Source organism: Azospirillum sp. UENF 111221 (assembly GCF_058780625.1).
In genome coordinates this window covers 196,561-218,436 of sequence record NZ_JBSNCH010000005.1, presented here as the reverse complement: position 1 = coordinate 218,436, position 21,876 = coordinate 196,561, and the positions used below count along the sequence as shown (strand labels likewise).

21 protein-coding genes and 3 pseudogenes are annotated in these 21,876 nt (G+C 67.7%); 11 read left to right on the top strand and 13 right to left on the bottom strand.

The features are described from left to right. Positions 1-82: 82 nt before the first annotated feature. Together ACWPN3_RS15385 and radA are read right to left on the bottom strand one after the other, a co-directional pair. Positions 83-772, bottom strand: coding sequence for a CvpA family protein (locus tag ACWPN3_RS15385; RefSeq protein WP_109449428.1), 690 nt, complete (start codon positions 770-772; stop codon positions 83-85). A 75-nt stretch (positions 773-847) separates the two neighbouring features. After that, positions 848-2,296, bottom strand: coding sequence for a DNA repair protein RadA (radA, locus tag ACWPN3_RS15380; protein ID WP_109449430.1), 1,449 nt, complete (start codon positions 2,294-2,296; stop codon positions 848-850). 188 nt (positions 2,297-2,484) lie between these two features. Here radA and map point away from each other — a divergent pair. From map to ACWPN3_RS15360, 4 genes and pseudogenes are all read left to right on the top strand, one after another. After that, positions 2,485-3,295: pseudogene (map, locus tag ACWPN3_RS15375) on the top strand (type I methionyl aminopeptidase). After that, a complete protein-coding gene (locus tag ACWPN3_RS15370) occupies positions 3,292-3,912 on the top strand; it encodes an NUDIX hydrolase (RefSeq protein WP_109449434.1) in 621 nt (206 codons plus the stop codon). Before map ends, ACWPN3_RS15370 begins: the two are co-directional and overlap by 4 nt. Before the next feature lie 38 nt (positions 3,913-3,950). Next, a pseudogene (locus ACWPN3_RS15365) lies at positions 3,951-4,545 on the top strand (Uma2 family endonuclease). After that, positions 4,538-4,990: a cupin domain-containing protein gene (locus ACWPN3_RS15360; protein ID WP_492240381.1), complete on the top strand. Its 453-nt coding sequence runs from the start codon at positions 4,538-4,540 to the stop codon at positions 4,988-4,990. The pseudogene ACWPN3_RS15365 and the gene ACWPN3_RS15360 overlap by 8 nt, the downstream one beginning before the upstream one ends. An 80-nt stretch (positions 4,991-5,070) precedes the next feature. Here the strand turns inward: ACWPN3_RS15360 and ACWPN3_RS15355 are convergent, their stop codons facing one another. Beyond that, positions 5,071-7,260, bottom strand: coding sequence for a putative bifunctional diguanylate cyclase/phosphodiesterase (locus ACWPN3_RS15355; protein ID WP_492240380.1), 2,190 nt, complete (start codon positions 7,258-7,260; stop codon positions 5,071-5,073). Between the two features lie 600 nt (positions 7,261-7,860). On the opposite strand from ACWPN3_RS15355, the gene ACWPN3_RS15350 reads away from it, so the two are divergent. Beyond that, entirely contained in the window at positions 7,861-8,106 is a 246-nt protein-coding gene (locus ACWPN3_RS15350) for a hypothetical protein (protein WP_109449442.1), read from the top strand. On the opposite strand, the gene ACWPN3_RS15345 is transcribed toward ACWPN3_RS15350, so the two are convergent. Then, on the bottom strand, positions 8,078-8,419 hold the full coding sequence (locus ACWPN3_RS15345; protein ID WP_109449445.1) for a YnfA family protein: 342 nt from the start codon (positions 8,417-8,419) through the stop codon (positions 8,078-8,080). The genes ACWPN3_RS15350 and ACWPN3_RS15345 overlap by 29 nt on opposite strands. Before the next feature lie 183 nt (positions 8,420-8,602). Between ACWPN3_RS15345 and ACWPN3_RS15340 the strand changes: the two genes are divergently transcribed. From ACWPN3_RS15340 to trpE, 6 genes and pseudogenes are all read left to right on the top strand, one after another. Further along, on the top strand, positions 8,603-8,821 hold the full coding sequence (locus ACWPN3_RS15340; protein WP_146208075.1) for a hypothetical protein: 219 nt from the start codon (positions 8,603-8,605) through the stop codon (positions 8,819-8,821). Positions 8,822-8,843: 22 nt separating this feature from the next. Continuing rightward, positions 8,844-9,182 carry a hypothetical protein gene (locus tag ACWPN3_RS15335; protein WP_492240379.1) on the top strand — a complete coding sequence of 113 codons (339 nt, stop codon included), beginning with the start codon at positions 8,844-8,846 and terminating at the stop codon, positions 9,180-9,182. A gap of 114 nt (positions 9,183-9,296) precedes the next feature. Beyond that, entirely contained in the window at positions 9,297-9,476 is a 180-nt protein-coding gene (locus ACWPN3_RS15330) for a CsbD family protein (RefSeq protein ID WP_098740061.1), read from the top strand. A 328-nt stretch (positions 9,477-9,804) separates the two neighbouring features. Further along, positions 9,805-10,734 (top strand): annotated as a pseudogene (locus ACWPN3_RS15325) (peptidylprolyl isomerase); the annotation flags it as partial. Between the two features lie 112 nt (positions 10,735-10,846). Next, positions 10,847-11,590 (top strand): hypothetical protein, encoded by a 744-nt coding sequence (locus ACWPN3_RS15320; RefSeq protein WP_492261881.1) that lies wholly within the window; start codon positions 10,847-10,849, stop codon positions 11,588-11,590. 41 nt (positions 11,591-11,631) lie between these two features. Continuing rightward, positions 11,632-13,143, top strand: coding sequence for an anthranilate synthase component I (gene trpE, locus ACWPN3_RS15315; RefSeq protein WP_492240377.1), 1,512 nt, complete (start codon positions 11,632-11,634; stop codon positions 13,141-13,143). A gap of 417 nt (positions 13,144-13,560) precedes the next feature. Here the strand turns inward: trpE and ACWPN3_RS15310 are convergent, their stop codons facing one another. The 9 genes from ACWPN3_RS15310 to coxB all read right to left on the bottom strand — a co-directional run bounded on the left by ACWPN3_RS15310 (position 13,561) and on the right by coxB (position 21,681). Next, the gene (locus tag ACWPN3_RS15310) at positions 13,561-15,048 is read right to left on the bottom strand and encodes a carboxypeptidase M32 (RefSeq protein ID WP_492240376.1); all 1,488 of its coding nucleotides are present in this window, start codon (positions 15,046-15,048) and stop codon (positions 13,561-13,563) included. Further along, the gene (locus ACWPN3_RS15305) at positions 15,026-15,850 is read right to left on the bottom strand and encodes an SURF1 family protein (RefSeq protein ID WP_492240375.1); all 825 of its coding nucleotides are present in this window, start codon (positions 15,848-15,850) and stop codon (positions 15,026-15,028) included. Before ACWPN3_RS15305 ends, ACWPN3_RS15310 begins: the two co-directional genes overlap by 23 nt. Next, a complete protein-coding gene (locus tag ACWPN3_RS15300; protein ID WP_109449459.1) occupies positions 15,847-16,218 on the bottom strand; it encodes a DUF983 domain-containing protein in 372 nt (123 codons plus the stop codon). Before ACWPN3_RS15300 ends, ACWPN3_RS15305 begins: the two co-directional genes overlap by 4 nt. A 72-nt stretch (positions 16,219-16,290) precedes the next feature. After that, positions 16,291-17,166 carry a cytochrome c oxidase subunit 3 gene (locus tag ACWPN3_RS15295; RefSeq protein WP_492240374.1) on the bottom strand — a complete coding sequence of 292 codons (876 nt, stop codon included), beginning with the start codon at positions 17,164-17,166 and terminating at the stop codon, positions 16,291-16,293. 21 nt (positions 17,167-17,187) lie between these two features. Next, positions 17,188-17,850 carry a cytochrome c oxidase assembly protein gene (locus ACWPN3_RS15290; protein WP_492261549.1) on the bottom strand — a complete coding sequence of 221 codons (663 nt, stop codon included), beginning with the start codon at positions 17,848-17,850 and terminating at the stop codon, positions 17,188-17,190. After that, on the bottom strand, positions 17,850-18,035 hold the full coding sequence (locus tag ACWPN3_RS15285) for a cytochrome c oxidase system small membrane protein (RefSeq protein WP_109051101.1): 186 nt from the start codon (positions 18,033-18,035) through the stop codon (positions 17,850-17,852). Before ACWPN3_RS15285 ends, ACWPN3_RS15290 begins: the two co-directional genes overlap by 1 nt. Continuing rightward, a complete protein-coding gene (gene cyoE / locus ACWPN3_RS15280) occupies positions 18,032-18,943 on the bottom strand; it encodes a heme o synthase (protein WP_492240372.1) in 912 nt (303 codons plus the stop codon). The genes ACWPN3_RS15285 and cyoE overlap by 4 nt, the downstream gene beginning before the upstream one ends. Positions 18,944-19,093: 150 nt before the next feature. After that, the gene (ctaD, locus tag ACWPN3_RS15275) at positions 19,094-20,713 is read right to left on the bottom strand and encodes a cytochrome c oxidase subunit I (protein WP_098740070.1); all 1,620 of its coding nucleotides are present in this window, start codon (positions 20,711-20,713) and stop codon (positions 19,094-19,096) included. Between the two features lie 119 nt (positions 20,714-20,832). Further along, positions 20,833-21,681, bottom strand: coding sequence for a cytochrome c oxidase subunit II (gene coxB / locus ACWPN3_RS15270; protein ID WP_109449467.1), 849 nt, complete (start codon positions 21,679-21,681; stop codon positions 20,833-20,835). Positions 21,682-21,876: the final 195 nt, after the last annotated feature.

The window sequence follows — 21,876 nt, the reverse complement described above, 5'->3', positions numbered from 1 at the left end:
GCCGTCGGCGCGCGTCAGCACATGCAACGGAAAAAACCACGGTCCCACAAACGTCAATCGCGCCAAAACCGAGCGGTCAAGCTCAGCGGGCGTTGTTCTGCATCAGCCTTTCAAGATCGGCGCGATCGCGGTCCTTATAACCGGTATCGGGCGCCTGCGCACCCCCGGTCTTCGCGGGGCTGGGCACCGGCGTCGACAGGCGGTCGAGCGCCTGCTTGGCCTCCATCGCCTGACGCGCACGGTCGCGCGCCATGTCCATCTGGCCGAGACCTTCCTTGCGCAAATTCTCCGGCACGAAGGCGTAGAGCGTTTCCGCCCCCATCGCCAGGAAGGGCCGGGTCTTCGCCTGCTGGAGCCAGACCGGCTGTTCGGCCTGGTTCGGCACCAGCCACAGGAAGAACAGGTAGGCGATGGAAACGAGAATCCCCCCCTTCACCAGACCGAAGGCGAAGCCCAGCGTGCGGTCCAGCGCCGACAGGGCGGAGGCCTGCACCCCGCGCGACAGGCTGCGGCCCAGCAGCGACAGCACGATCAGCGCGACGATGAAGACGCCCACCGCCGAGGCGGCGTAGGCCAGCATCTCGAAGCGGATGTAGATCTGCGCATAGGGCAGGACATGGGGCAGCGCGTAGAGCGTGACGATGGCCGCACCGGCCCAGGCGGCGACCGACACCAGTTCGGCGACGAGGCCGCGGCTGAAGGCGAGCAGTGCAGCCAGGAGCAGCACGGCGAAGACGACGATGTCCACCGGATTGACGGGAAGAGTGTCCATGACCCTGTGCCGATTGCCTGTAGGGATTGATGAGGTGCCGATTGGTGAATGTGCCGAGTGAAGGCGGAATTGCGGTCAGATGTATTCGTCGTCACGCGAGCGGCGCGTGTCGTTGTCGTCATGGCCGCGCCGGGACGGCGGCCGGCCGGAGGAGCCCTGCGGCTGGAACAGCGGCATCAGCTCGCCCAGCTGCTGGAGTTCGACGGTCTTGAGGCCGTTGTCGCCGCGGCTGCCCTTCTTGCCGGCGCGCCGCGCCGGGAAGATGGCGGAGGAGAAGCCGAGCTTCGCCGCCTCCTTCAGCCGCGTGTCGGTCTGGCTCACGGCGCGGACCTCGCCCGACAGGCCGAGTTCGCCGAACACCACCGTGTCGGCCGGCACCGGCTCCCCGGTCAGCGACGACACCAGCGCCGCGGCGACCGCCAGATCGGCCGCCGGTTCGGTGATGCGCAGGCCGCCCGCCACGCTCAGATAGACGTCGTTGGCGCCGATCTGCACGCCGCAGCGCGCCTCCAGCACCGCCAGCACCATAGCGAGGCGGGCCGAATCCCAGCCGACCACGGCGCGGCGCGGCGTGCCGAGCGGCGACGGGGCGACCAGCGCCTGCACCTCGACCAGCACGGGGCGGGTGCCCTCCATCCCGGCGAAGACGGCGGCCCCCGACACGTCGCCGCGGCGTTCGGCCAGGAACAGGGCGGACGGGTTGGCGACCTCGCCCAGCCCGGCGTCGCCCATCTCGAACACGCCGATCTCGTCGGTCGGGCCGAAGCGGTTCTTCACCGCGCGCAGGATGCGGAACTGGTGGCCGCGCTCGCCTTCAAAATAGAGCACCGTGTCCACCATGTGCTCCAGCACGCGGGGACCGGCGATCATGCCTTCCTTCGTCACATGGCCGACCAGCAGCAGGACGACGCCGCGCCGCTTGGCGACGCGGATCAGCTCCTGCGCGCTGGCGCGGACCTGGGCGACGGTGCCGGGGGCGCTGTCCAGATTGTCCATGTACATGGTCTGGATCGAATCGATGACGATCACCTCCGGACCCTTGGCGTCGTCGAGCGAGGCGACGATGTCGCGCACGCTGGTGGCCGAGGCCAGATCGACGGGGGCGGTGGCGCAGCCCAGCCGCTGGGCGCGCAGACGGACCTGATCGACCGCCTCCTCGCCCGAGACATAGGCGCAGCGGTGGTCCTGCGACAGCCGGGCCATCGCCTGGAGCAGCAGGGTCGATTTGCCGATGCCGGGATCGCCGCCGATCAGGATGGCCGAGCCGGGGACCAGCCCGCCGCCACAGACGCGGTCGAACTCGGCGATGCCGGTCATGCGCCGGGGCGGCGCCTCGCTGGAGCCGTGCAGCCCGACGAAGTCGATGCGGCGGCCGCGGGCCGCGCCCAGCCCCTTGGGCGCGCTGTCGGGCGCGGCCTCCTCAACGAGGCTGTTCCATTCGCCGCAGGCGTCGCACTTGCCCGCCCATTTGGGGAAGGAGGCGCCGCAAGCCTGGCAGACATATCGGGTGGTGGGCTTCGCCAAAGGTCTGGTAGTCCAATGGGGATAGGGCCCGCCACATATAGCAAGCCATTCCGCCGAATCCTACGATTGCAGGGGTGGAATGCAGGGGCTTTTTTCAGACGGGTGGCGTGATAGCTTGTTGCGCTGCCTGCGGATGGTCGCAGCGGCCGAAGGTTGGTCAGAGGATTTACGTGACGGATGACGGTTTGATGGACAAGGATGGACGGCGGATCGTTCTGCACGGTCCGGAAGAGTTCGCGGCGCTGCGCAAGGCCTGCCGGCTGGCGGCCGAGACGCTGGACTACATCGCGCCCTTCGTGGTGCCGGGCGTCAGCACGGGGAGAACTCGACACGCTGATCGAGGAGTTCCAGCGCGACCGTGGCGGCATCCCGGCGACGCTGGGCTACCAGGGCTATCCGGCCTGCAGCTGCATCTCGCCCAACCATGTCGTCAACCACGGCATCCCCAGCGACGACAAGAAGCTGGTCGAGGGCGACATCGTCAACATCGACGTCACCGTGATCCTGGACGGCTGGTACGGCGACAGCAGCCGCATGTATTTCGTCGGTGAGAAGGTCGGCGTGAAGGCGCGCAAGCTGGTCGATCTGACCTACCGCTGCATGATGGCCGGCATCGCCCAGGCCAAGCCCGGCAATCATCTGGGCGACATCGGCCATGCCATCCAGACGATGGCGGAGGCGGCGCGCTGCTCGGTCGTGCGCGATTTCGGCGGTCACGGCATCGGGCGGGAGTTCCACGGCGCCCCGCACGTCGATCATTTCGGCAAGCCCGGCACCGGCGTGGAGCTGCGCCCCGGCATGGTCTTCACGGTCGAGCCGATGATCAACGCCGGCCGTCCCGAGGTGAAGATCCTGTCCGACGGCTGGACCACGGTCACCCGCGACCGCTCGCTGTCGGCGCAGTTCGAGCACCAGATCGGCATCACCGAGGACGGCTGCGAGATCTTCACCCTCTCCCCCGCCGGCCACACCCAGCCGCCCTACGGGAGCGCCGCATGAGCGACGACCGGAAGCAGGACGAACAGAAGCAGGGCGAACAGAAGCCTTGGGACGTGCTCGGCAGCCGTGAGCTGCTGGACGCCAGCCCGTACCTGAAGGTGCGGGCGGAGACGGTGCGGCTGCCGGACGGGCGGACAGTGGATAATTTCTACCAGCTCGACCAGCCCGACTTCGCCCTGATGTATGTGGAGACCGAGGACGGCAAGGTCGTGATGCTGCGCACCTACAAGCACGGGCCGCGCCGCGTCAGCCTGACCTTCCCCGCCGGCGCCATCGAGCCCGGCGAGGATCCGCTGGCCGCCGCCAAACGCGAGCTGCTGGAGGAAACCGGCTATGCCGCCGACGACTGGACGGCGCTGGGCGGCTTCGTCGTCGGGGCGAACTCGAAGGGCAGCACCTGCCACATGTTCCACGCCAAGGGCGCCCGCAAGGTGGCGGAACCCGATCAGGGCGATCTGGAGGACATGCGGATCGAGCTGCACAGCGCGCGCGAGCTGATCGACGCGGCGGCGCAGGGCGACTATGCGGTGCTGCCGGTGATCGCCATGCTGGGGGCGATGCTGCTGCCGGAGCTGCGCGAGGGGCTGGGCATGGCGGCGCGGACGCGGTCGGTGTAGAAAGACGGGGCGACCTTTCACCGACCGGGAGGGCGGCCATGGCCCTGCGCAAAGAGCGCCGGATGACGCTTGACGAGTTTCTCGCCTGGGAGGAGCGGCAGGACGGCCGCCACGAGTTCCTCCAGGGCGAGATCGTCGCCATGGTCGGCGGCACGGTCGCCCACAACCAGATCGCCGGCAACGTCTATGCCGCCCTGCGCGGCGAGCTGCGCGGGTCGCCCTGCCGGGTGTTCCAGGAGACGATGCGCATCCGGGCCGACGAGTTCGGTGTTCTATCCGGATGTCTTCGTCACCTGCGCCAAGCTGGACGACCGCGATCGGCTGGCCCGCGAACCGATCCTGATCGTCGAGGTTCTGTCCGACAGCACCTCCAGCTACGACCACACCACCAAAAGCGCCGCCTACCGCACCCTGCCCTCGCTGACCCACTATGTGCTGATCCATCAGCGCGTGGCGGTGGTCGAGAGCTTCCGCCGGGCCGGCGACGGCTGGACGCATGAGCTGCTGTCCGGGCGCGACGGCCTGCTGGCAATCCCGGCGCTGGAGGTGACGCTGCCGCTGGCGGCGATCTATGAGGACACGCGGGTGTCCTTCGACCTGACCATCCCTGTGAGCGATACCGACAATGCCTGAACACGCCTTGTCCGCCGAGCGGCTGATCGAAATGCTGGAGTTGCAGCCGCATCCGGAGGGGGGCTTCTACGCCGAGACCTACCGTGCGCCGGGCGACGGCGGGCGCGGGGCGGTGACGGCGATCTATTTCCTGCTGAAGGCCGGGCAGCGGTCGCACTGGCACACCGTCGATGCCGTGGAGATCTGGCTCTGGCACGGCGGGGCGCCACTGGAGCTGTCGGTTCATCAGGAGGGCGGAACGGTCGAACGCCACCGGCTGGGGATGGACATCGCCGGCGGCGAGCGGCCGCAGGCGGTGGTGCCGGTGGGAGCCTGGCAGGCGGCGCGCAGTCTGGCCGACGGGCCGGAGGGCTGGTCGCTTGTCAGCTGCACCGTGGCGCCGGCCTTCGAGTTCGCCGGGTTCCGGATGGCGCCGGAGGGATGGGAGCCGACGGAAAAGCTGTGAGGGGCGGGTGACCGTCCCCTCGCCCGGATCGCTCAGTGCTTGATCGTCCCAACGGATCGCCCCGGCACCGGACCGGGAGATCAGGCGATGGCCGGCGCGGCCTGCGTGCGCACCATGTCGGCCAGCGCCTCGGGCGCCATCGGGCGGCCAAACAGGTAGCCCTGCATCAGGTCGCAGCCGACCGACACCAGGAAATCGCGCTGTTCCGCCGTCTCCACCCCTTCCGCCACGGTGGTCAGGCCAAGGCCGTGCGCCATGCCGACGGCGGCCCGGACCAGCGCGTTGCTCTTCGGGTTCTCCGGCACGTCGATGACGAAGGCGCGGTCGATCTTCAGCTTCGCCACCGGCAGCTGCTGCACATAGCTGAGCGAGGAATAGCCGGAGCCGAAATCGTCGATGGCCGCCTGGATGCCGAGAGCGGCCAACTCGCCCAGCGTCCGCACCGCCACCTTCAGGTCGCGCACCGCCGCCTGCTCGGTGATCTCCAGCCCGAGATGGCTGCGCAGCGACGGATGCTCGCCCAGCAACTCCTCCAGGCGCAGGGTCAGGTTGCCGCGCAGGAACTGCTGGCCGGAGATGTTGAGGAAGACGCGGTCGGGCAGCACGCCCTCCGCCTCCCAGGCCGTCATCTGGGCGATGGCGGTGGACAGCACCCAGTCGGTGATCGGCACGATCAGGCCGCTTTCCTCGGCGACCGGGATGAACTCCCCCGGCGACACCGGACCCAGTGCGTGATGGTCCCAGCGCAGCAGCGCCTCCGCCGAGCGGACCCGGCCGGCCCTGTCGACGATGGGCTGGTAGACGAGGCGCAGTTCGTTGCGTTCGATGGCGTGGGTCAGATGCATGGTCAGCATCATCCGGCGCGTCGCCGCCGCCGCCATTTCCGGCGTGTAGAAGCAGATGGCGTTGCCGCCATTGTGCTGCACCGCCTGCAAAGCGAGCTTGGCCTTGGCGTTCAGGTCCTCCAGCGTGCCGACCGTGTCGTCCTGCACCGCGGCGCCGACCGACAGCCGCAGCCGCACCCAATGGCGGTCGGCGTAGATCGATGCGGTCAGCCGGTCATGCAGCACCCCGGCCAGCGTGCGCGCCTGATCGGCATCGGCCACCCGTGACAGCGCTGCGAATTCGTCGGCGGCGATGCGGCAGATGATGGTGTTGGGTGGCAGCACCTCGGTCACCCGGCTGACCATCGCCTTCAGCGCGGCATCGCCGACATGGAAGCCGAAGGCTTCGTTCACGTCGCTGAACTGGTCGACGTCCAGCGCGAACAGCGCGAACAGCCCGCCATTTGCGCCGCCATCCGCGCTGCCGCCCTCCGGCCCGCCGGCGCGGTGGCCGGCGAACAGCGCCTCGCATTCCTCCAGGAAGGCGGTGCGGGTCAGAACGCCGGTCAGCGGGTCGTGCCGCGCAAGGTAGGAGGCGCGCTGCTCCGCCGCCAGACGGTCGGAAATGTCGCGGATGATGCCGACGAAGGTGACGTCGTCGCCCATCCGCGCCTCGCCGACGCTGAGATGGATGGGGAACACCGTGCCGTCCTTGCGCTGGCCCAGCGTGTCGCGGCCGATGCCGATGATCTTGGCCCGCTCGGTCCGCATATAGGTGTCGACATAGCGGGCGTGGTCGCGGGAGAAGGGCGGCGGCATCAGGATTGTCATACTGCGCCCGACCAGCTCGCTGTCCTCATAGCCGAACAGGCGGCAGCAGGCGCGGTTGATCGAGCGGATGGTGCCGCTGCGGTCGGACACGATGATGCCGTCCACCGCCGCGTCCAGCAGGGTGGCGACGAAGCTGTCGCGGCAGGTCACGAACTGGGCGATGCGGTCGGGATCGCCGGTCTGGTGAAAGGTGCCGAGATAGCCGAGAATCGTCCCGGCGCCGTCGCGATGGGCGGTCACGCTGCCGCTGAGAATCGAGCGGCGGCCATCGCAGCCAAGCGTCGGGCAATCGACCGGGGCCGAGCCGTGGGCCGGCGATTGACCCAGGGCGGCGATGGCGGCCCCCAGCGCCGCCGTCACGGGATGGTCGATGGCGGCGAGCGGGCGGCCGACCAGCTCCGCCGGCGAACGGTCGAGCGCCGCTGCGAAATGGCGGTCGGCATGCCGGCACACGCGGTCGCGGTCCAGATAGACCAGCGCCATCCCACCCGCCATTCCGCCCGCCATCCCCCCATCGTCGAGCAGGCTGGCGGCCAGCGAGGCCAGGAAGGCCGGATCGCGCGGCATCCCGGCGGCGTCCGCCGCGCCGGACCCGCTGCACTCGGAACCGTTCATCTGATCCGCCGGTTGTAGGTTCACGAAGCGATCCGTTTCTTCTGTCCGGCCCGAAAGACGGACCTCGTGATACATCGCCGGGATACCGGCTGACCGAATTCGGATACCCGACGGTGGTATTATGACCCCGTCCGGCATCTTTTCCAACGTCAAGCGGACGCGTAAATGCAGGACATTTCCGCAACCCCGCCGCCGTGATGCTTTCGCACTCTAACGGTTGGAAGCCGAAGCACGATTGACATGGTTCAATTCAGGCCGCGGTTTCGGAAACGGACGCGCACCATCCGCCGCATCGCTACAGCTTTCGCGCGTGTGGTCTGCGACAATTCGGGGGCATTGGGTCCGGCGTGCTGGACCTTCGGCGGTATACACCCCAAGATATTCGCCGACACCAGTTGCCGGCATCGCCGGTCCGGGAACCGTCCCGGCATTTTTTCAGCCAGTCCCGTCTCTTTGTGCCTGATGGAGGAATAAACCGCAGGTCCCAGGCGTTTTTCCTGACAATGGCCGCAACAACCGACCCCCAGGTCGGCTGGCGCCGGCCCGTCGGGTCCGCCAACGGTCCGCGGTTCGAGAAAAAACGATTGGGAGCATTCCGTCATGACCAACGCATTCAGCCAGATCCGACACACCGACGGCCGTGCATACTACCAGGGCACCCCGCTGTCCCTGGCCGATGCGCAGATCATGCTCAACGACGACATCCTGCGCCGCCGGGTGCGCGTCGGGGCCTATCTGCGGGTGGATGACGGCCGGCTTGTGCTGGTCAACGGCCCTGCCCTGCACCCGTGGGTCAGCCGGCTGGCCCCGTCGGCGCTCAGCCCCCGCGCGGCCCGGCCAGAATAAGCGCCGCTCCGCCCAGACAGATCAGCGCGCCGGCCGCATCCCAACGGTCGGGCCGCGCACCCTCGACCAGCCACAGCCACAGCAGCGACGCCGCGATGTAGACGCCGCCGTAGGCGGCATAGGCCCGCCCGGCGAATTCGGCGTCGGCCCGCGTCAGCAGCCAGGCGAACAGGCACAGGCTGGCCACCCCCGGCAAGACGAGCCACGCGCTGCGGTCCAGCCTTATCCACGCCCAGAAGGCGAAGCAGCCGGCGATCTCCGCCAGCGCCGCCGCGCCATACAGCGCCAGCGTCGCGCCCTGTGTCCGCTCCATCCGCCCGTCCACCCCAGCCCCGCTTCAGACCGGCAGGATGCTGACGGCCGTGCCCCTCGGCGTCAACAGGGTGCACTCCATTGCAAGGCGCCACAGCTCGTTTCAATTTGCCGCCCTAATATTACAGTGCATTCATGGACTTGGCCGGGGGTGCGGCATAAATTCGCTGGGAGGAGGCATACTATGATGCTCATAGACGCTACCGACCCGATGCGGGATGCCATCGAAACGATCCGGGCCACCGACGTGATTTCGGACTCGAAGAAGCGCATCCTGTTCCAGGGGCTGGAGGCGTTGCGGGACCGGCATTGTCCGGACCCGCGTCCGATGGCGGGCCGTTGCGAAGAGTGCTCGTCCCGCAGCCGCTGCCTGCCGGCGGTGCTGGATCTGCTCGGTTCCTGACCACGGGCGGGGAGAACGCGGAATGCGCCTGACGCTCGATGACGAAGCCACGCTGTGTTCCGTCGAGATTCTGGCGGAGGCGGTCGAAATGGCCTTCGTTCCCGGTATCCTCGAACTGCGCACCCTGCGCGATTCCCTGAACGATGCCCTGCACACCCGATCCCCGGCGGCCGTGAAGCTGGCCTTCAGCGCCTTCAGCCGGGTCGACCGCGATTTCCGCAACCAGATCACCCATCACGCCCTCCAGCTGGCGGCCCTGCGCCGTCACAGCGCCGGGCCGATGCACCGCGACCTGCCCGTCGATGGCGGCATGCCGGCGCGGTCGGCCGGCCGCGGAGTCGATGGACCACGCCGGGCGTGAGCAGGACGGAAGCGTGGGGCCTGGGCCGCTTGCCTTTCGTGTATTATTTTTAATGGACCCTTTTGCCTTCCGATCCGTTGTCCTGGCATAACCAACACAGATGAGGTTGCCACCATGGACAAGGATCGCATCGAAGGCGCTGCCCGTTCCATCAAGGGTGCCATCAAGGAAGCCGCCGGCAAGCTGACCGGCGACACCAAGACCGAGGCCGAGGGCCGCGGCGAAAAGGCCGCCGGCAAGGTGCAGAACAGCGTCGGCGGCGCCAAGGATGCCGTGCGCGACGCGCTGAAGTAACCGCCGACGCGATCCCGGCGCCCGCGAGGGTTTGCCGATCCGACGTGACCATCGGACGCCCCGGCCCCGCATTTCCATGCAGGGCCGGGGCGTTCGCATGCTCGGGCCCCGCCGGGCGGGCGCCAGCGGCAACGCCCAAGCCGGAAATGGGCTGTTGCCCCCCCTCTTTCCCCTATCTATGATGCGCCGCCCCGGCCGGATGGCCGAACGACGCGCTTAGATTCGGGTCCCATGCTCCAGTTCATCCGCAATTTCGCCGGCTCCTGGGTCGTCAAGATCCTGTTCGTGCTGTTGATCCTCAGCTTCGGCGTTCTGGGGGATCGGCGACGTGTTCCGCTCCTCCACCCCCACCACCGTCGCCGAGGTCGGCAAGGTGGAGATCGGGCAGCAGGCGCTGGACCAGGAATTCCGCCGGCAGATGGAACGGCTGCGCCCGATGCTGGGCGGCAACCTGACCGCCGAGCAGGCCAAGCGCTTCGGCCTTCTGGAACAGTCGCTGCAATCGCTGATCCAGCGCTCGCTGTTCGACCTCGCCGCCGCCGACATGGGCATCGCCGTCGGCCCGGAGGTGGTCCGCCTGCGCATCGCCGACGAGCCGGCCTTCCGCAACCAGCAGGGCCAGTTCGACCCCAACATCTTCCGGTCCGTGCTGCGCAACAACCAGCTGACCGAAGACGGCTATGTCGCGATGATCCAGCGCGAGACCGCCCGCCAGCTGGTCGCCGGTGCGGTGTCCGCCGGCCTGACCCCGCCGCAGCCGCTGGTGCAGGACCTCTACCGCTATCGCGGCGAAAAGCGCGTGGCGGAAGTGGTGACCCTGCCCAACGCCTCCATCGGCGATGTCGGCGTGCCCGACGACGCGACGGTCAAGCAGGCTTACGACGACCATCAGGTCCGCTTCACCGCCCCGGAATACCGCGCCCTGACGGTCGCCCGCCTGTCGCCCGACGCGCTGGCGAAGGACATCAAGATCGACGACGCCCAGCTCCGCAAGGCGTACGAAGAGCGCGCGAACGAGTTCGGCGCCCCGGAAAAGCGCTTGGTCCAGATGGTGGTGACCGACGACGAGGCGAAGGCCAAGCAGATCGCCGAGGCCGCCAAGGCCAAGGGCCTGGCCGAGGCCGCCAAGGATGCCGGCGTCGAGCCGGTGACGCTCGACAACATCGCCAAGGCCGACCTGCCGGAGATCGGCGACGCCGCCTTCGCGCTGGAGCCGGGCAAGCCGTCCGACCCGATCAAGAGCGCGCTCGGCTGGCATGTCATGGCCGTCACCGGCGTCACCCCGGCCTCGACCAAGAGCTTCGAGGATGTGCGCGACCAGCTGGCGGCCGAGCTGAAGAAGGAGCAGGCGCTCGAACTCCGTCTTCTCCATCGCCAACCGGGTCGAGGACCAGCTGGCCAGCGGCGCATCGCTCGACGAGGTCGCCCAGGCCCAGGGTCTGGTGCTGAGCAAGGTCGCCGCCATCGACAGCACCGGCAAGGCGCCGGACGGCAAGGACGCCGCGCCGGACCTGCCCGGCCTGAAGGCGCTGCTGCCGAACGCCTTCCAGTTGAAGACCGGGGCCTCCTCCAACCTGACCGAGGGCGAGGGAAGCAACTTCACCGCCGTCCGCGTCGACAGCGTGATCCCCGCCGCCGTCCGTCCGCTGGCCGACGTGCGCGAGCAGGTCATCGCCGACTGGCAGCAGGAGCAGCGCGCCGAGCGCGCCGCCAAGAAGGCGGAGGAGATCGCCGCCAGCCTGAAGCAGGGTGCGGAGGCCGCGGCCCAGGACATCGCCACCCAGTCCGGCGCCACCTTTGCCATGACCAGCCCCTTCACCCGCGACGCCCAGGCGGTCCAGGGTCTGCCGGCCGAGATGGTCGCCAAGCTGTTCGCCGCCAAGCCGAACGAGGTCGTCACCGGCAACACCGCCGATGCCCAGGTGGTCACCCGCCTGAAGGAGATCATCCCGGCCGATCCGAAGGCCGCCGATGCCGATCTGGCGCCGGTCCGCGCCGCGGTCGAACAGGGGATGGAAAGCGATCTGGTGGCGGAGTTCACCAACGCGCTGCGCGACAAGTATCCGGTCCGCATCCATCGCCAGCGCATCGACCAGTTCTTCGCCAGCAACTGAGGCTTCGGCGCAGCCGACAGCAATCCGAGAGGTCTCGTGCCGTGAAGGTCCAGCCCGATAACACCAGCTTCGATGCCGCTTACGCCGCCGGTCGGCCGCAGGTGGTGTGGACCACGCTGGTCAGCGATCTGGAGACCCCGGTCTCCGCCTATATGAAGCTGGCGGACGGCCGTCCCTTCGGCTTCCTGCTGGAATCGGCGGAGCGCGGAGCGGGGTCGCGGCGCGACCGCTATTCGGTGATCGGCTTCAAGCCGGACGTGGTGTGGCGGTCGCGCGGCAACCGGGCGGAGATCAACCGCGACGCGCTGCACGATCGCGAGGCCTTCAAGCCGCTCGACAACGCACCGCTGGACGAGTTGCGCGCGCTGATCAACGAGAGCCGGATCGACCTGCCGGACGCGCTGCCGCCGATGGCCGCCGGCCTGTTCGGCTACATGACCTACGACATGGTCCGGCTGATGGAGCGGCTGCCGGACAACAATCCGGACGAGCTGAACATCCCGGACGCCATCCTGACCCGGCCCAGCATCGTCGCCATCTTCGACAGCCACACCGATTCGATCACGCTGGTGACCCCGGTGTGGCCGAAGGCCGGCAAGGATGCCGCCACCGCCTATGCCGACGCGCGGGAGCGGCTGACCGACGCGCTGGCCGATCTGGAACGCCCCCTGCCCTACCGGCGGGAGCCGCGGGCGGAGACCGGCCTGCCGCTGGCCTGGACCTCCAACACGACGCGCGAGGAGTATCACGCGATCGTGGAGAAGGCGAAGGAGTACATCCGGGCCGGCGACATCTTCCAGGTCGTGCCGTCGCAGCGCATCCGCTTTCCCTTCAAGCCGTCGCCGCTGGCGCTGTACCGCACGCTGCGCCGCCTCAACCCGTCGCCCTTCCTGTTCCATTGCGACTTCGGCGACCTGACCGTCGTCGGCTCCAGCCCGGAGATCCTGGTGCGCGTGCGCGACGGCAAGGTCACCGTCCGTCCCATCGCCGGCACCCGCAAGCGCGGCGCCACCACGGCGGAGGACGAGGCGCTGGCCGCCGATCTGCTGAGCGATCCGAAGGAGCTGGCCGAGCATCTGATGCTGCTCGACCTCGGCCGCAACGATGTCGGCCGGGTGGCGAAGGTCGGCACGGTCAAGGTGACGTCCAAGATGATCGTGGAGCTTTACAGCCACGTCATGCACATCGTCTCCAACGTCGAGGGCGACCTCGATCCGAAGTTCGATGCGCTCGACGCGCTGGTCGCCGGCTTCCCCGCCGGCACGGTGTCCGGCGCGCCGAAGGTCCGCGCCATGGAGATCATCGACGAGTTGGAGAAGGCCCGCCGCGGCGTCTATGCCGGCTGCGTCGGCTATTTCGGCGCGTCGGGCGCCATGGACACCTGCATCGCGCTGCGCACCGCCGTGCTGAAGGACGGCATGATGTATGTCCAGGCCGGCGGCGGCGTCGTCGCCGACAGCGACCCGGAATCCGAGTATCAGGAGACCGTCAACAAGTCGATGGCGCTGATCCGCGCCGCCGAGGAGACGCTGCGCACGACCGCGCGCGGGTGATCGTCACAGCCACTCTCAACGAAGACAGGCCGCCTCATGGGGCGGCCTTTTTCATGCGTGGATAATTGAAAGTCTGTGAAGCAGAATTCCATCGGATCGGATTATCCACAGAAAAATGCACGCTGCCGGACGGTAGCGCCGCACACATCTGCAACCATGCATCTATAGTGGGAGTGTGTGAACGGGGTGGCGGACAGGCCGCCACCGCCGCACACGAACAAGGGAGAGAAGAGGATGGAGAAAATCCTCACACTCCTGATCCTGCTGTTGCAGATCATCAAGGCGTGCCTTGATCTTCTGAACCGCTGATCGGATGGGTGCGTCGGGGTCGATCACACCCCGGCGCACCTGTCCCTAAAGATAAGCCATTTCCCGCTCTTGCCAAGAGGCTTCCGCACGCCTTCCGCGAGGTGGCGGTCAGAGATACCGCCGCTCCAGATGCCGCTTGAACACCGATGCGTCGAGCGGCCGGCCGGTCGCCGCGGTCAGCAGCTCGTCGCCGGAGGCATGGAAGCAGCCGGTCTGATGGACGTTCACCCGCAGCCAGTTCACCAGCGGCGCGAACTCGCCACGCGACAATGCCGGGACGATCTCCGGATCGGCGCTGCGGGCGGCGTCGAACAGCTGGGCCGCGGTCATCGCGCCCAGCGTGTAGCTGGGGAAATAACCCCAGCCGCCACCGGGCCAGTGGATGTCCTGCAAGCAGCCGAGCCGGTCGTCCGGCGGGACCACGCCGACGAGTTCGGCCATGCCGTCGTTCCAGGCGCCCGGCAGGTCCGGCAGGGTCAGGTCGCCGGCGACCAGCGCCTTTTCCAGGCGGTAGCGCAGGATGATGTGGGCGGGATAGGTCACCTCGTCGGCATTGACGCGGATGAAGCCACGCTCCACCCGGCTGTAGAGGCGGCGCAGATTGTCGGCCTCCCAGGCCGGCCCCTCCCCGCCGAAGGTCTCGCGCACCACCGGCGCCAGCCAGGTGATGAACTCCGCCGAGCGGCAGGCCTGCATCTCCATCAGCAGCGACTGGCTCTCATGCACCGCCATGCCGCGGGACTGGCCGACCGGCTGGGTCAGCCACGCGGCCGGGCGGTTCTGCTCGTACAGCGCATGGCCGGTCTCGTGCAGGATGCCCATCAGCGCATCGGTGAAGTTCGCCTCGTCGTAGCGGGTGGTGATGCGCACGTCGCCGGTCGCCCCGCCGCAGAAGGGATGCAGCGACACGTCCAACCGGCCGCGACGGAAGTCGAAGCCCAGCCGCTCCATCATGCGGACGCCAAGCTCGCGCTGCTTCTCCACCGGGAACGGCCCCTGCGGCTCGGTCACCGCCGGGGCAGCCGACTGCTTGTCGAGGACGCGGCCGATCAGGTCGGGCAGGAAGCCGGACAGGTCGGCGAACAGCGCGTCGATCCGCTCCGCCCGCGCGCCCGGATCGTGGCTGTCGAGCAGCGCGTCATAGGCGCTGATCCCCATCACGGAGCCGAGCGCCTCCGCCCCCTCGCGGACGCGGGCCAGAACCTCTGTCAACGAGGGCAGCAGCTTGGCATAGTCGCTTTCCGCCCGCGCGGCGCGCCAGGTCATCTCGCAGACCGACACCGCCTTGCTGGTCGCCTCGACCAGATCGGCGGGAACGGCGGTTGCCTGGATGTGGTGGCGGCGCATCTCGCGCAGGTTGGCGCGTTGCCAAAGGTCGAGGCTGCCGTCGCCCTCCGCCTCGGCCAGCAGATCGCCCATGCGCGGGTCGGTCGCCAGTTCGTGAGCGATCACCGACAGGGTCGCGGTCTGCTCCGCCCGGCCGTCGTTGGCCCCCTCCGGCATGATCGTCTGGGTATCCCAGCCGAGAATGCCCAGCGCGTCGCCGATGGCGGCGATGCGGGCGTGGCGGCGTTCAAGCTCCTGATATGCGGTCATCGGGTCGTCCGTCGGTTCCGGTGTCGGCGCGCTTGCGCTGTGACAGCACGTAGATCCCGGCGAGCGTCACCGCAAGCCCGTACCAGGTCAAGGCATACTGCAAGTGGTTGTTCGGCAGTTCCACCCGCGGCTCGATCCCCGCCAGGGTTCCGGCCGGTGCACCGAGCAAACCGGCGCCCTGCCCGGCGCCATTACCGCTCCCTTGTCCCGGCAGCATCTCCACCACCACCGGCGCCACGCCGCTTAGCGACAGCGCGGCGGCCATCGCCGGCGGATCGGCGCGCATCCAGGCGGAACCGGGCGCCGGGGTGCCGTTGCCGGGCTGGAACAGGCCGGGCGGCTGCGGCACGCGGACGATGCCCCTGACGGTCGTCTCGCCCTCAAGCCGGGCGGCAGTGCGGGCCGCCGGGTCGCGGCGGTCCATCGGCACGAAGCCGCGGTTGACCAGCAGGATGCCGGCCCCATCGGCGCGCTCGAACGGAGTCAGCACCTCATAGCCGACCTGCCCCTGGTGCGGGCGGGCGATCACCAGCAGGTCCTTGTCGGTCAGGAAATGCCCGGCGAGCGTCACCGGCCGGAACTCCCAGGCGGCGGGGTCGTCGATCCGGGCAGGCAGCGGTGCCGGCGGCGCGGCCATCTGGCGGTCGATCCGGGCGATAAGTTCCTCTTTCCACTGCAGCCGTTCCAGCTGCCATGTGCCGAGCCCGATGGTGACCGCAAGCCCGGCCAGCGTGACCAAGGTCGCTCCCAGTGTGGGGCGGAAATGTCGCCGCCCTGACGTCTCGACCGCGGTCGCGCTCAAGAGCCCTTCTCCACTTCGCTGCGGCGATAGCGGTACTGGAGGGCGATCACAGCGGCCTTGGCCGGCCGCAACATGCCCAGCGTCAGGCCCAGCACGACGATGCTCCAGACGATGGCATGCAGCCACAGCGGCCAGTCCACCGTCATCGACACCCAGAGTGCGACCGGAACCACGAGGAAGCCCAGGATGAAGATCAGGAACACGGCGGGGCCGTCGCCGCTGTCGACCTGCGAGAAATCCAGGCCGCAGACATTGCAGCGCTCCGCGACGGTCAAATAGCCGTCGTACAGCCGCCCCTTGCCGCAGCGCGGGCATACGCTGCGCAGGCCCGCCGACAAGGGGGAAACACTCGGGTAGAGATCGATCACGCCATCACCTCCAGTCCGGACCGTTCCGGCAGCGATACAGACCGCCGCCGGAACGGCTCGGCACCGGTCGCGTCAGTGGACGGCGACCACGCCGCCATGACCGCCCCACCAGTAGACCGACACGAACAGGAACAGCCAGACGACGTCGACGAAGTGCCAGTACCAGGCCGCCGCCTCGAAGCCGAAATGGCTTTCCGGGGTGAAGTGCCCCTTGTTCGTCCGGAACCAGCACACAGCCAGGAAGATGGTGCCGACCAGCACATGGAAGCCGTGGAATCCGGTCGCCATGTAGAAGGTCGAGGGGAAGATGCCGTCGGTGAACTTGAAGGACGCGTGGACGTACTCGTAGACCTGGAAGAAGCTGAACAGGACGCCGAGCAGAACGGTCAGGCCCAGCGCCTTCGCTGCCACGCGGTTCTGTCCCTCAATGATTGCATGGTGGGCCCAGGTGACGGTGACGCCCGACAGCAGCAGGGTCAGCGTCATCATCAGCGGCATGTCGAAGGCGTCGATGACATGCACGTTGGGCGGCGGCCAGATGGCGTCGGGGTTGAGCGGCGACACCTTCGGCTCCAGCGCCGCATGGAAGAAGGCCCAGAAGAAGGCGGCGAAGAACATCACCTCGGACGCGATGAACAGCGCCATGCCATAGCGCAGGCCGATCTTCACCACCGGGGTGTGGGCATGCTCCACCACCAACTCGCGGATGACCGACCGCCACCAGCCGAACATCGTCACCAGGATGGCCAGCACGCCCAGGATCATCAGCAGCTTGCCGCCGCCATGCATGTAGATGACCAGACCGGTCGCCAGAAGCCCGCCGGAAAAGGCGCCGATCAGCGGCCAGGGGCTCGGCTTCAGCAGATGGTAGGGATGCGGGATGCCGGCGCCCGGTTCATGGGCTGACGGTTCGGCGTGCGGCATTTGCCCGTGGGTGATGTCGGCCATCGTCTCACTACCCCATATGGTTCAGTTTGTGGCGGTCGCCCCCGGCTCCGCCTTTTGTTTGCTTGCCCCCGGAGCCGGGGACGTCGATGCGGCGGCCGTGTGCTGTGCCAGCCTGGCCTCGCTGTCCTTGGCGCGGAAGAAGGTGTAGGACAGCGTGATGGTGCTCACGTCGTCCATGTTCGGATCGTCGGCCATCGACGGGTCGACGAAGAAGGTCACCGGCATGTCCACGACCTGACCAGGTTCGAGAACCTGCTCGGTGAAGCAGAAGCACTGCATCTTGTTGAAATAGGCGCCCGCCTTTTCCGGCGTGACGTTGTAGACGGCGGTGCCGACGGTCGGCGCCTTCCCGCAATTCTCCGCCCGGTAGGCGGCGAAACCGGTCTCTCCCAGCTTCAGCACCAGATCCTTCTGTTCCGGCCGGAAGCCCCAGGGAAGGGCGGAGTTGGTGTCGGCGTTGAAGCGGACGGTCACCGTGCGCCCGACGACACGCGCCGCGGCCTGTTCGGCCCGCTGGGTGGTGCCGCCGAAGCCGGTGACCGAGCAGAACAGGTTGTAGAGCGGGACCGACGCATAGGTCAGCCCGATCATCCCCGCCACCAGCCCGAACAGCGTGCCGAGGACGAGGCGGTTGCGGCGGCGCAGGCTGTCGTCGCGCCCGTTCATCCCGTCACGAGGTATCATCAGTGCGCCCCGCCCATCCGCACCACGGTGATCGCATAGAACAGGACCACCAGGGCCAGCAAAGCCGCCAGAACGGCCAGATTGCGCCCGCGCAGCTTTTTGGCCCGCAGGGCGGCTTCCTGCCGGCGCTGCTCTTCGACGGAGTTGCGGGTATCGGTCAGGTCATCGCGTTCCATCACCGTCATGCCCACCCTCCAAGGATAAGCCGCTCGCCCATCATCACGGCGAACAGCAGGAACAGGTACAGGATCGAGAAACCGAACATCTTCTTGGCCGGCTTGTCGTCGCTGGCCCGCAGGACGCGGACGGCGCAGCCGAGGAACATCAGGCCGAGGATCGCGGAAACCGCCAGATAGACCGGCCCGGCGATGCCGAGGAAGGACGGCGCAGCCGCCACCGGCAGCAGGATCAGCGTGTAGAGCAGCATCTGCCGCTTGGTCGCCGCCTCGCCCGCCACCACCGGCATCATCGGCACGCCGGCACGGGTGTAGTCGCCGTTGCGGAACAGGGCCAGCGCCCAGAAATGCGGCGGCGTCCACAGGAAGATCAGCAGGAACAGCATAATCGACGGCAAATCGACGCTGCCGGTCACCGCGGCCCAGCCGATCATCGGCGGGAACGCGCCGGCGGCCCCGCCGATCACGATGTTCTGCGGGGTCCGGCGCTTCAGCCACATGGTGTAGACGAAAACATAGAAGCCGATGGTCAGCGCCAGCAGCGCCGAGGCGGTCCAGTTCACCGCCAGCCCCATCACCACCACCGACAGCACCGACAGGGTGACGCCGAATCCCAGCGCCTCGGCCGGCTCGACCCGGCCCGACGGGATCGGACGCTTCACCGTGCGGGTCATCACCGCGTCGATGTCGCGGTCGTACCACATGTTGATGGCACCCGACGCCCCGGCGCCGACGGCGATGCACAGGACGGCGACCAATGCCAGGAAGGGGTGGATGTGACCGGGCGCCAGCACGATGCCGGCCAGCCCGGTGAAGACCACAAGCGACATGACCCGCGGCTTGAGAAGCTCGATGAAGTCACCGGCCGACGCGCCCCCTGTGTGGTTGAGCGCCAGTTCGTTCGTCACGTCCGTCATATCATGTCCTTGTCTTCTAACCCCGGGCCTTCCAACAAAAAGTCGTCACCCCGGCACCCTCACCACCGGCGCCCATGTTCGGGCTGCTCGGCCTGGTCCTGTTTCCCGGACGGGCGCCTGCTTCTGGGCGACGCCCGCCCGTTAGCACGCTTACTTGACCTGGGGCAACGTCTCGAACGCATGGAACGGGGGCGGCGAGCTGACCGTCCATTCCAGCGTGCCGGCCTGCGGGCCCCAATAGGCGCCTGGCACCCGCTCCCCGCTGCGCAGGGTCTTCCAGGCGATCCACACGAACAGCAGCGTGGAGGCGAAGGAGAGGTAGGCGCCCAGCGACGAGATCATGTTCCAGCCCCAGAAGGCATCCGGATAGTCCGGGATGCGGCGGGGCATGCCCGACAGGCCGAGGAAGTGCTGCGGGAAGAACACCAGGTTGACGCCGACGAAGGTCGTGTAGAAATGGACCTTGCCCCAGAACTCCGGATACTGCCGCCCCGACATCTTGCCGATCCAATAGTACCAGCCGGCGAAAATCGAGAACACCGCACCCAGCGACAGCACATAGTGGAAGTGCGCCACGACGTAGTAGGTGTCGTGCATGTAGTTGTCGAGACCGCCGTTCGCCAGCACCACGCCGGTGACGCCGCCGACCGTGAACAGGAAGATGAAGCCCAGCGCCCACAGCATCGGCACCCGGAACTCGATCGAGCCGCCCCACATGGTGGCGATCCAGGAGAAGATCTTCACGCCGGTCGGCACCGCGATGATCATGGTGGCGGCGGTGAAGTAGGCCTTGGTGTTGACGTCCAGACCGACCGTGTACATGTGGTGCGCCCACACGACGAAGCCGACCACGCCGATGGCGACCATGGCGTAGGCCATGCCGAGATAGCCGAACACCGGCTTCTTGGAGAAGGTCGACACGATGTGGCTGATGATGCCGAAGGCCGGCAGGATCATGATGTAGACTTCGGGGTGGCCGAAGAACCAGAACAGGTGCTGGAACAGGATCGGGTCGCCGCCGCCTTCGGGGTTGAAGAAGGTGGTGCCGAAGTTGCGGTCGGTCAGCAGCATGGTGATGGCGCCGCCCAGAACCGGCACCGCCAGCAGCAGCAGGAAGGCCGTCACCAGCATCGCCCAGACGAACAGCGGCATCTTGTGCAGCGTCATGCCCGGGGCGCGCATGTTGAAGATGGTGGTGATGAAGTTCACCGCGCCCAGGATCGAGCTGGCGCCGGCCAGATGCAGGGCGAAGATCGCCATGTCGACCGACGGCCCGCTGTGCCCCAGCGGCGAGGACAGCGGCGGGTAGATCGTCCATCCCGTGCCGGCACCGGTGCCGACGAAGGCGGAGCCCAGCAGCAGCAGGAAGGCCGGCACGATCAGCCAGAAGCTGATGTTGTTCATGCGCGGGAAGGCCATGTCGGGCGCGCCGATCATGAGCGGCACGAACCAGTTGCCGAAGCCGCCGATCAGCGCCGGCATCACCACGAAGAACACCATGATCAGGCCGTGCGCCGTGATCAGCACGTTCCACATCTGGCCGTCGGAGACGAACTGCAACCCCGGCGACTGAAGCTCCGCCCGCATGATGACGGAGAACAGGCCGCCGATCAGCCCGGCGATGACCGAGAAGATCAGATAGAGCGTGCCGATGTCCTTGTGGTTGGTCGAATAGAACCAACGCTGCACGAAGCCGGGGACGTGATGATCGTCATGCCCGTGCCCATGGTCTCCCACATGCTCACCATGTCCCGGTGTGGCGTTTGCCATGTCTCTACCCTTTGTCGCTGTCCCTGGCCGCCGTCCGCTCCGCTCTGTCGCGGAGCGCCGGCAGCTGGGTTGGGTTCTTCTTATCGCGTCGTCCCTGTGGCGGGCTGTGCGAAGTCCGCTTATTCGACCAGCGTTCCGGTCGGGCGCTGCGCCACGTCGCGGTCACCGTCCTTAGGAGCGTAGGCCGTCTTGGCCTTGGCGACCCAGGCGTCGAACGCTTCCCGAGACACGGCCTCAACCGCGATCGGCATGAAGCCGTGGTTGGTGCCGCAGATCTCGGAGCACTGGCCGTAATAGACGCCTTCGCGCTCGGCCTTGAACCAGGTCTCGTTGATGCGGCCGGGCACGCCGTCCTTCTTCAGGCCGAAGGCGGGAACCGCCCAGGAATGGATCACGTCGCCGGCCGTCACCAGCACGCGGATGGTGGTGTTCACCGGAACGACCACTCGGTTGTCGACCTCCAGCAGGCGCTTCTGGCCCGGCTTCAGGTCGGCATCGGCGATCATGTAGCTGGAGAAGGTGATGTTGCCGTGGTCGGGATATTCGTAATCCCAGTACCACTGGTGGCCGATCACCTTGATGGTCATGTCGGCCTGCGGGATGCGTTCCGCCGCGTAGAGCAGCTTGAAGGACGGAACGGCGATCACGATCAGGATGATGACCGGGACCACGGTCCAGGCGACCTCGAGCAGCGTGTGGTGCGAGGTCTTGGACGGAACCGGGTTCCTCTTCGCGTTGAACCGGACGACGCAGTAGGCCATCAGCCCCGCGACGAAGATCACGATCAGCGTGATGACGACGGTCAGCAGGTCGTTGAACGAGGTCATCAGGTGTTTGACCGGCGAGGCGGAGGGCTGCATGCCCATTTCCCACGGTCGCGGCTCGTTCGCCAGGGCGGCACTGCTCCAGCCGCCCACCATCGACAGGACCGCCGCCAGGCCGGCGGCGTACAGGCTTTGCCTTCTCATCCCCAACCCCTTCTTAGCCGCGACGCTCGTCATGGCCCGCGGTCGTCTCTCCCGCCGACGCTCCCTCCGCCCTGTTGATCCGGACCGGTTTCTGTTCGCGCGGTCCATGGTTGGGCTTATCAGCGAACGTCAGTTTATGCAGGGATCACGCCATCTTAGCGCGACATATACCCGCAGCCGGAGCTTATCCCCGTG

Bases quoted from the DNA above. Each gene is read 5' to 3' on its own strand.
- ACWPN3_RS15385 (WP_109449428.1), bottom strand. From the start codon at position 772: ATGGACACTCTTCCCGTCAATCCGGTGGACATCGTCGTCTTCGCCGTG.
- ACWPN3_RS15370 (WP_109449434.1), top strand. From the start codon at position 3,292: ATGAGCGACGACCGGAAGCAGGACGAACAGAAGCAGGGCGAACAGAAG.
- ACWPN3_RS15360 (WP_492240381.1), top strand. From the start codon at position 4,538: ATGCCTGAACACGCCTTGTCCGCCGAGCGGCTGATCGAAATGCTGGAG.
- ACWPN3_RS15355 (WP_492240380.1), bottom strand. From the start codon at position 7,260: ATGAACGGTTCCGAGTGCAGCGGGTCCGGCGCGGCGGACGCCGCCGGG.
- ACWPN3_RS15350 (WP_109449442.1), top strand. From the start codon at position 7,861: ATGACCAACGCATTCAGCCAGATCCGACACACCGACGGCCGTGCATAC.
- ACWPN3_RS15345 (WP_109449445.1), bottom strand. From the start codon at position 8,419: ATGGAGCGGACACAGGGCGCGACGCTGGCGCTGTATGGCGCGGCGGCG.
- ACWPN3_RS15340 (WP_146208075.1), top strand. From the start codon at position 8,603: ATGATGCTCATAGACGCTACCGACCCGATGCGGGATGCCATCGAAACG.
- ACWPN3_RS15335 (WP_492240379.1), top strand. From the start codon at position 8,844: ATGCGCCTGACGCTCGATGACGAAGCCACGCTGTGTTCCGTCGAGATT.
- ACWPN3_RS15330 (WP_098740061.1), top strand. From the start codon at position 9,297: ATGGACAAGGATCGCATCGAAGGCGCTGCCCGTTCCATCAAGGGTGCC.
- ACWPN3_RS15310 (WP_492240376.1), bottom strand. From the start codon at position 15,048: ATGACCGCATATCAGGAGCTTGAACGCCGCCACGCCCGCATCGCCGCC.
- ACWPN3_RS15295 (WP_492240374.1), bottom strand. From the start codon at position 17,166: ATGGCCGACATCACCCACGGGCAAATGCCGCACGCCGAACCGTCAGCC.
- ACWPN3_RS15290 (WP_492261549.1), bottom strand. From the start codon at position 17,850: ATGATACCTCGTGACGGGATGAACGGGCGCGACGACAGCCTGCGCCGC.
- ACWPN3_RS15285 (WP_109051101.1), bottom strand. From the start codon at position 18,035: ATGACGGTGATGGAACGCGATGACCTGACCGATACCCGCAACTCCGTC.
- cyoE (WP_492240372.1), bottom strand. From the start codon at position 18,943: ATGACGGACGTGACGAACGAACTGGCGCTCAACCACACAGGGGGCGCG.
- ctaD (WP_098740070.1), bottom strand. From the start codon at position 20,713: ATGGCAAACGCCACACCGGGACATGGTGAGCATGTGGGAGACCATGGG.
- coxB (WP_109449467.1), bottom strand. From the start codon at position 21,681: ATGAGAAGGCAAAGCCTGTACGCCGCCGGCCTGGCGGCGGTCCTGTCG.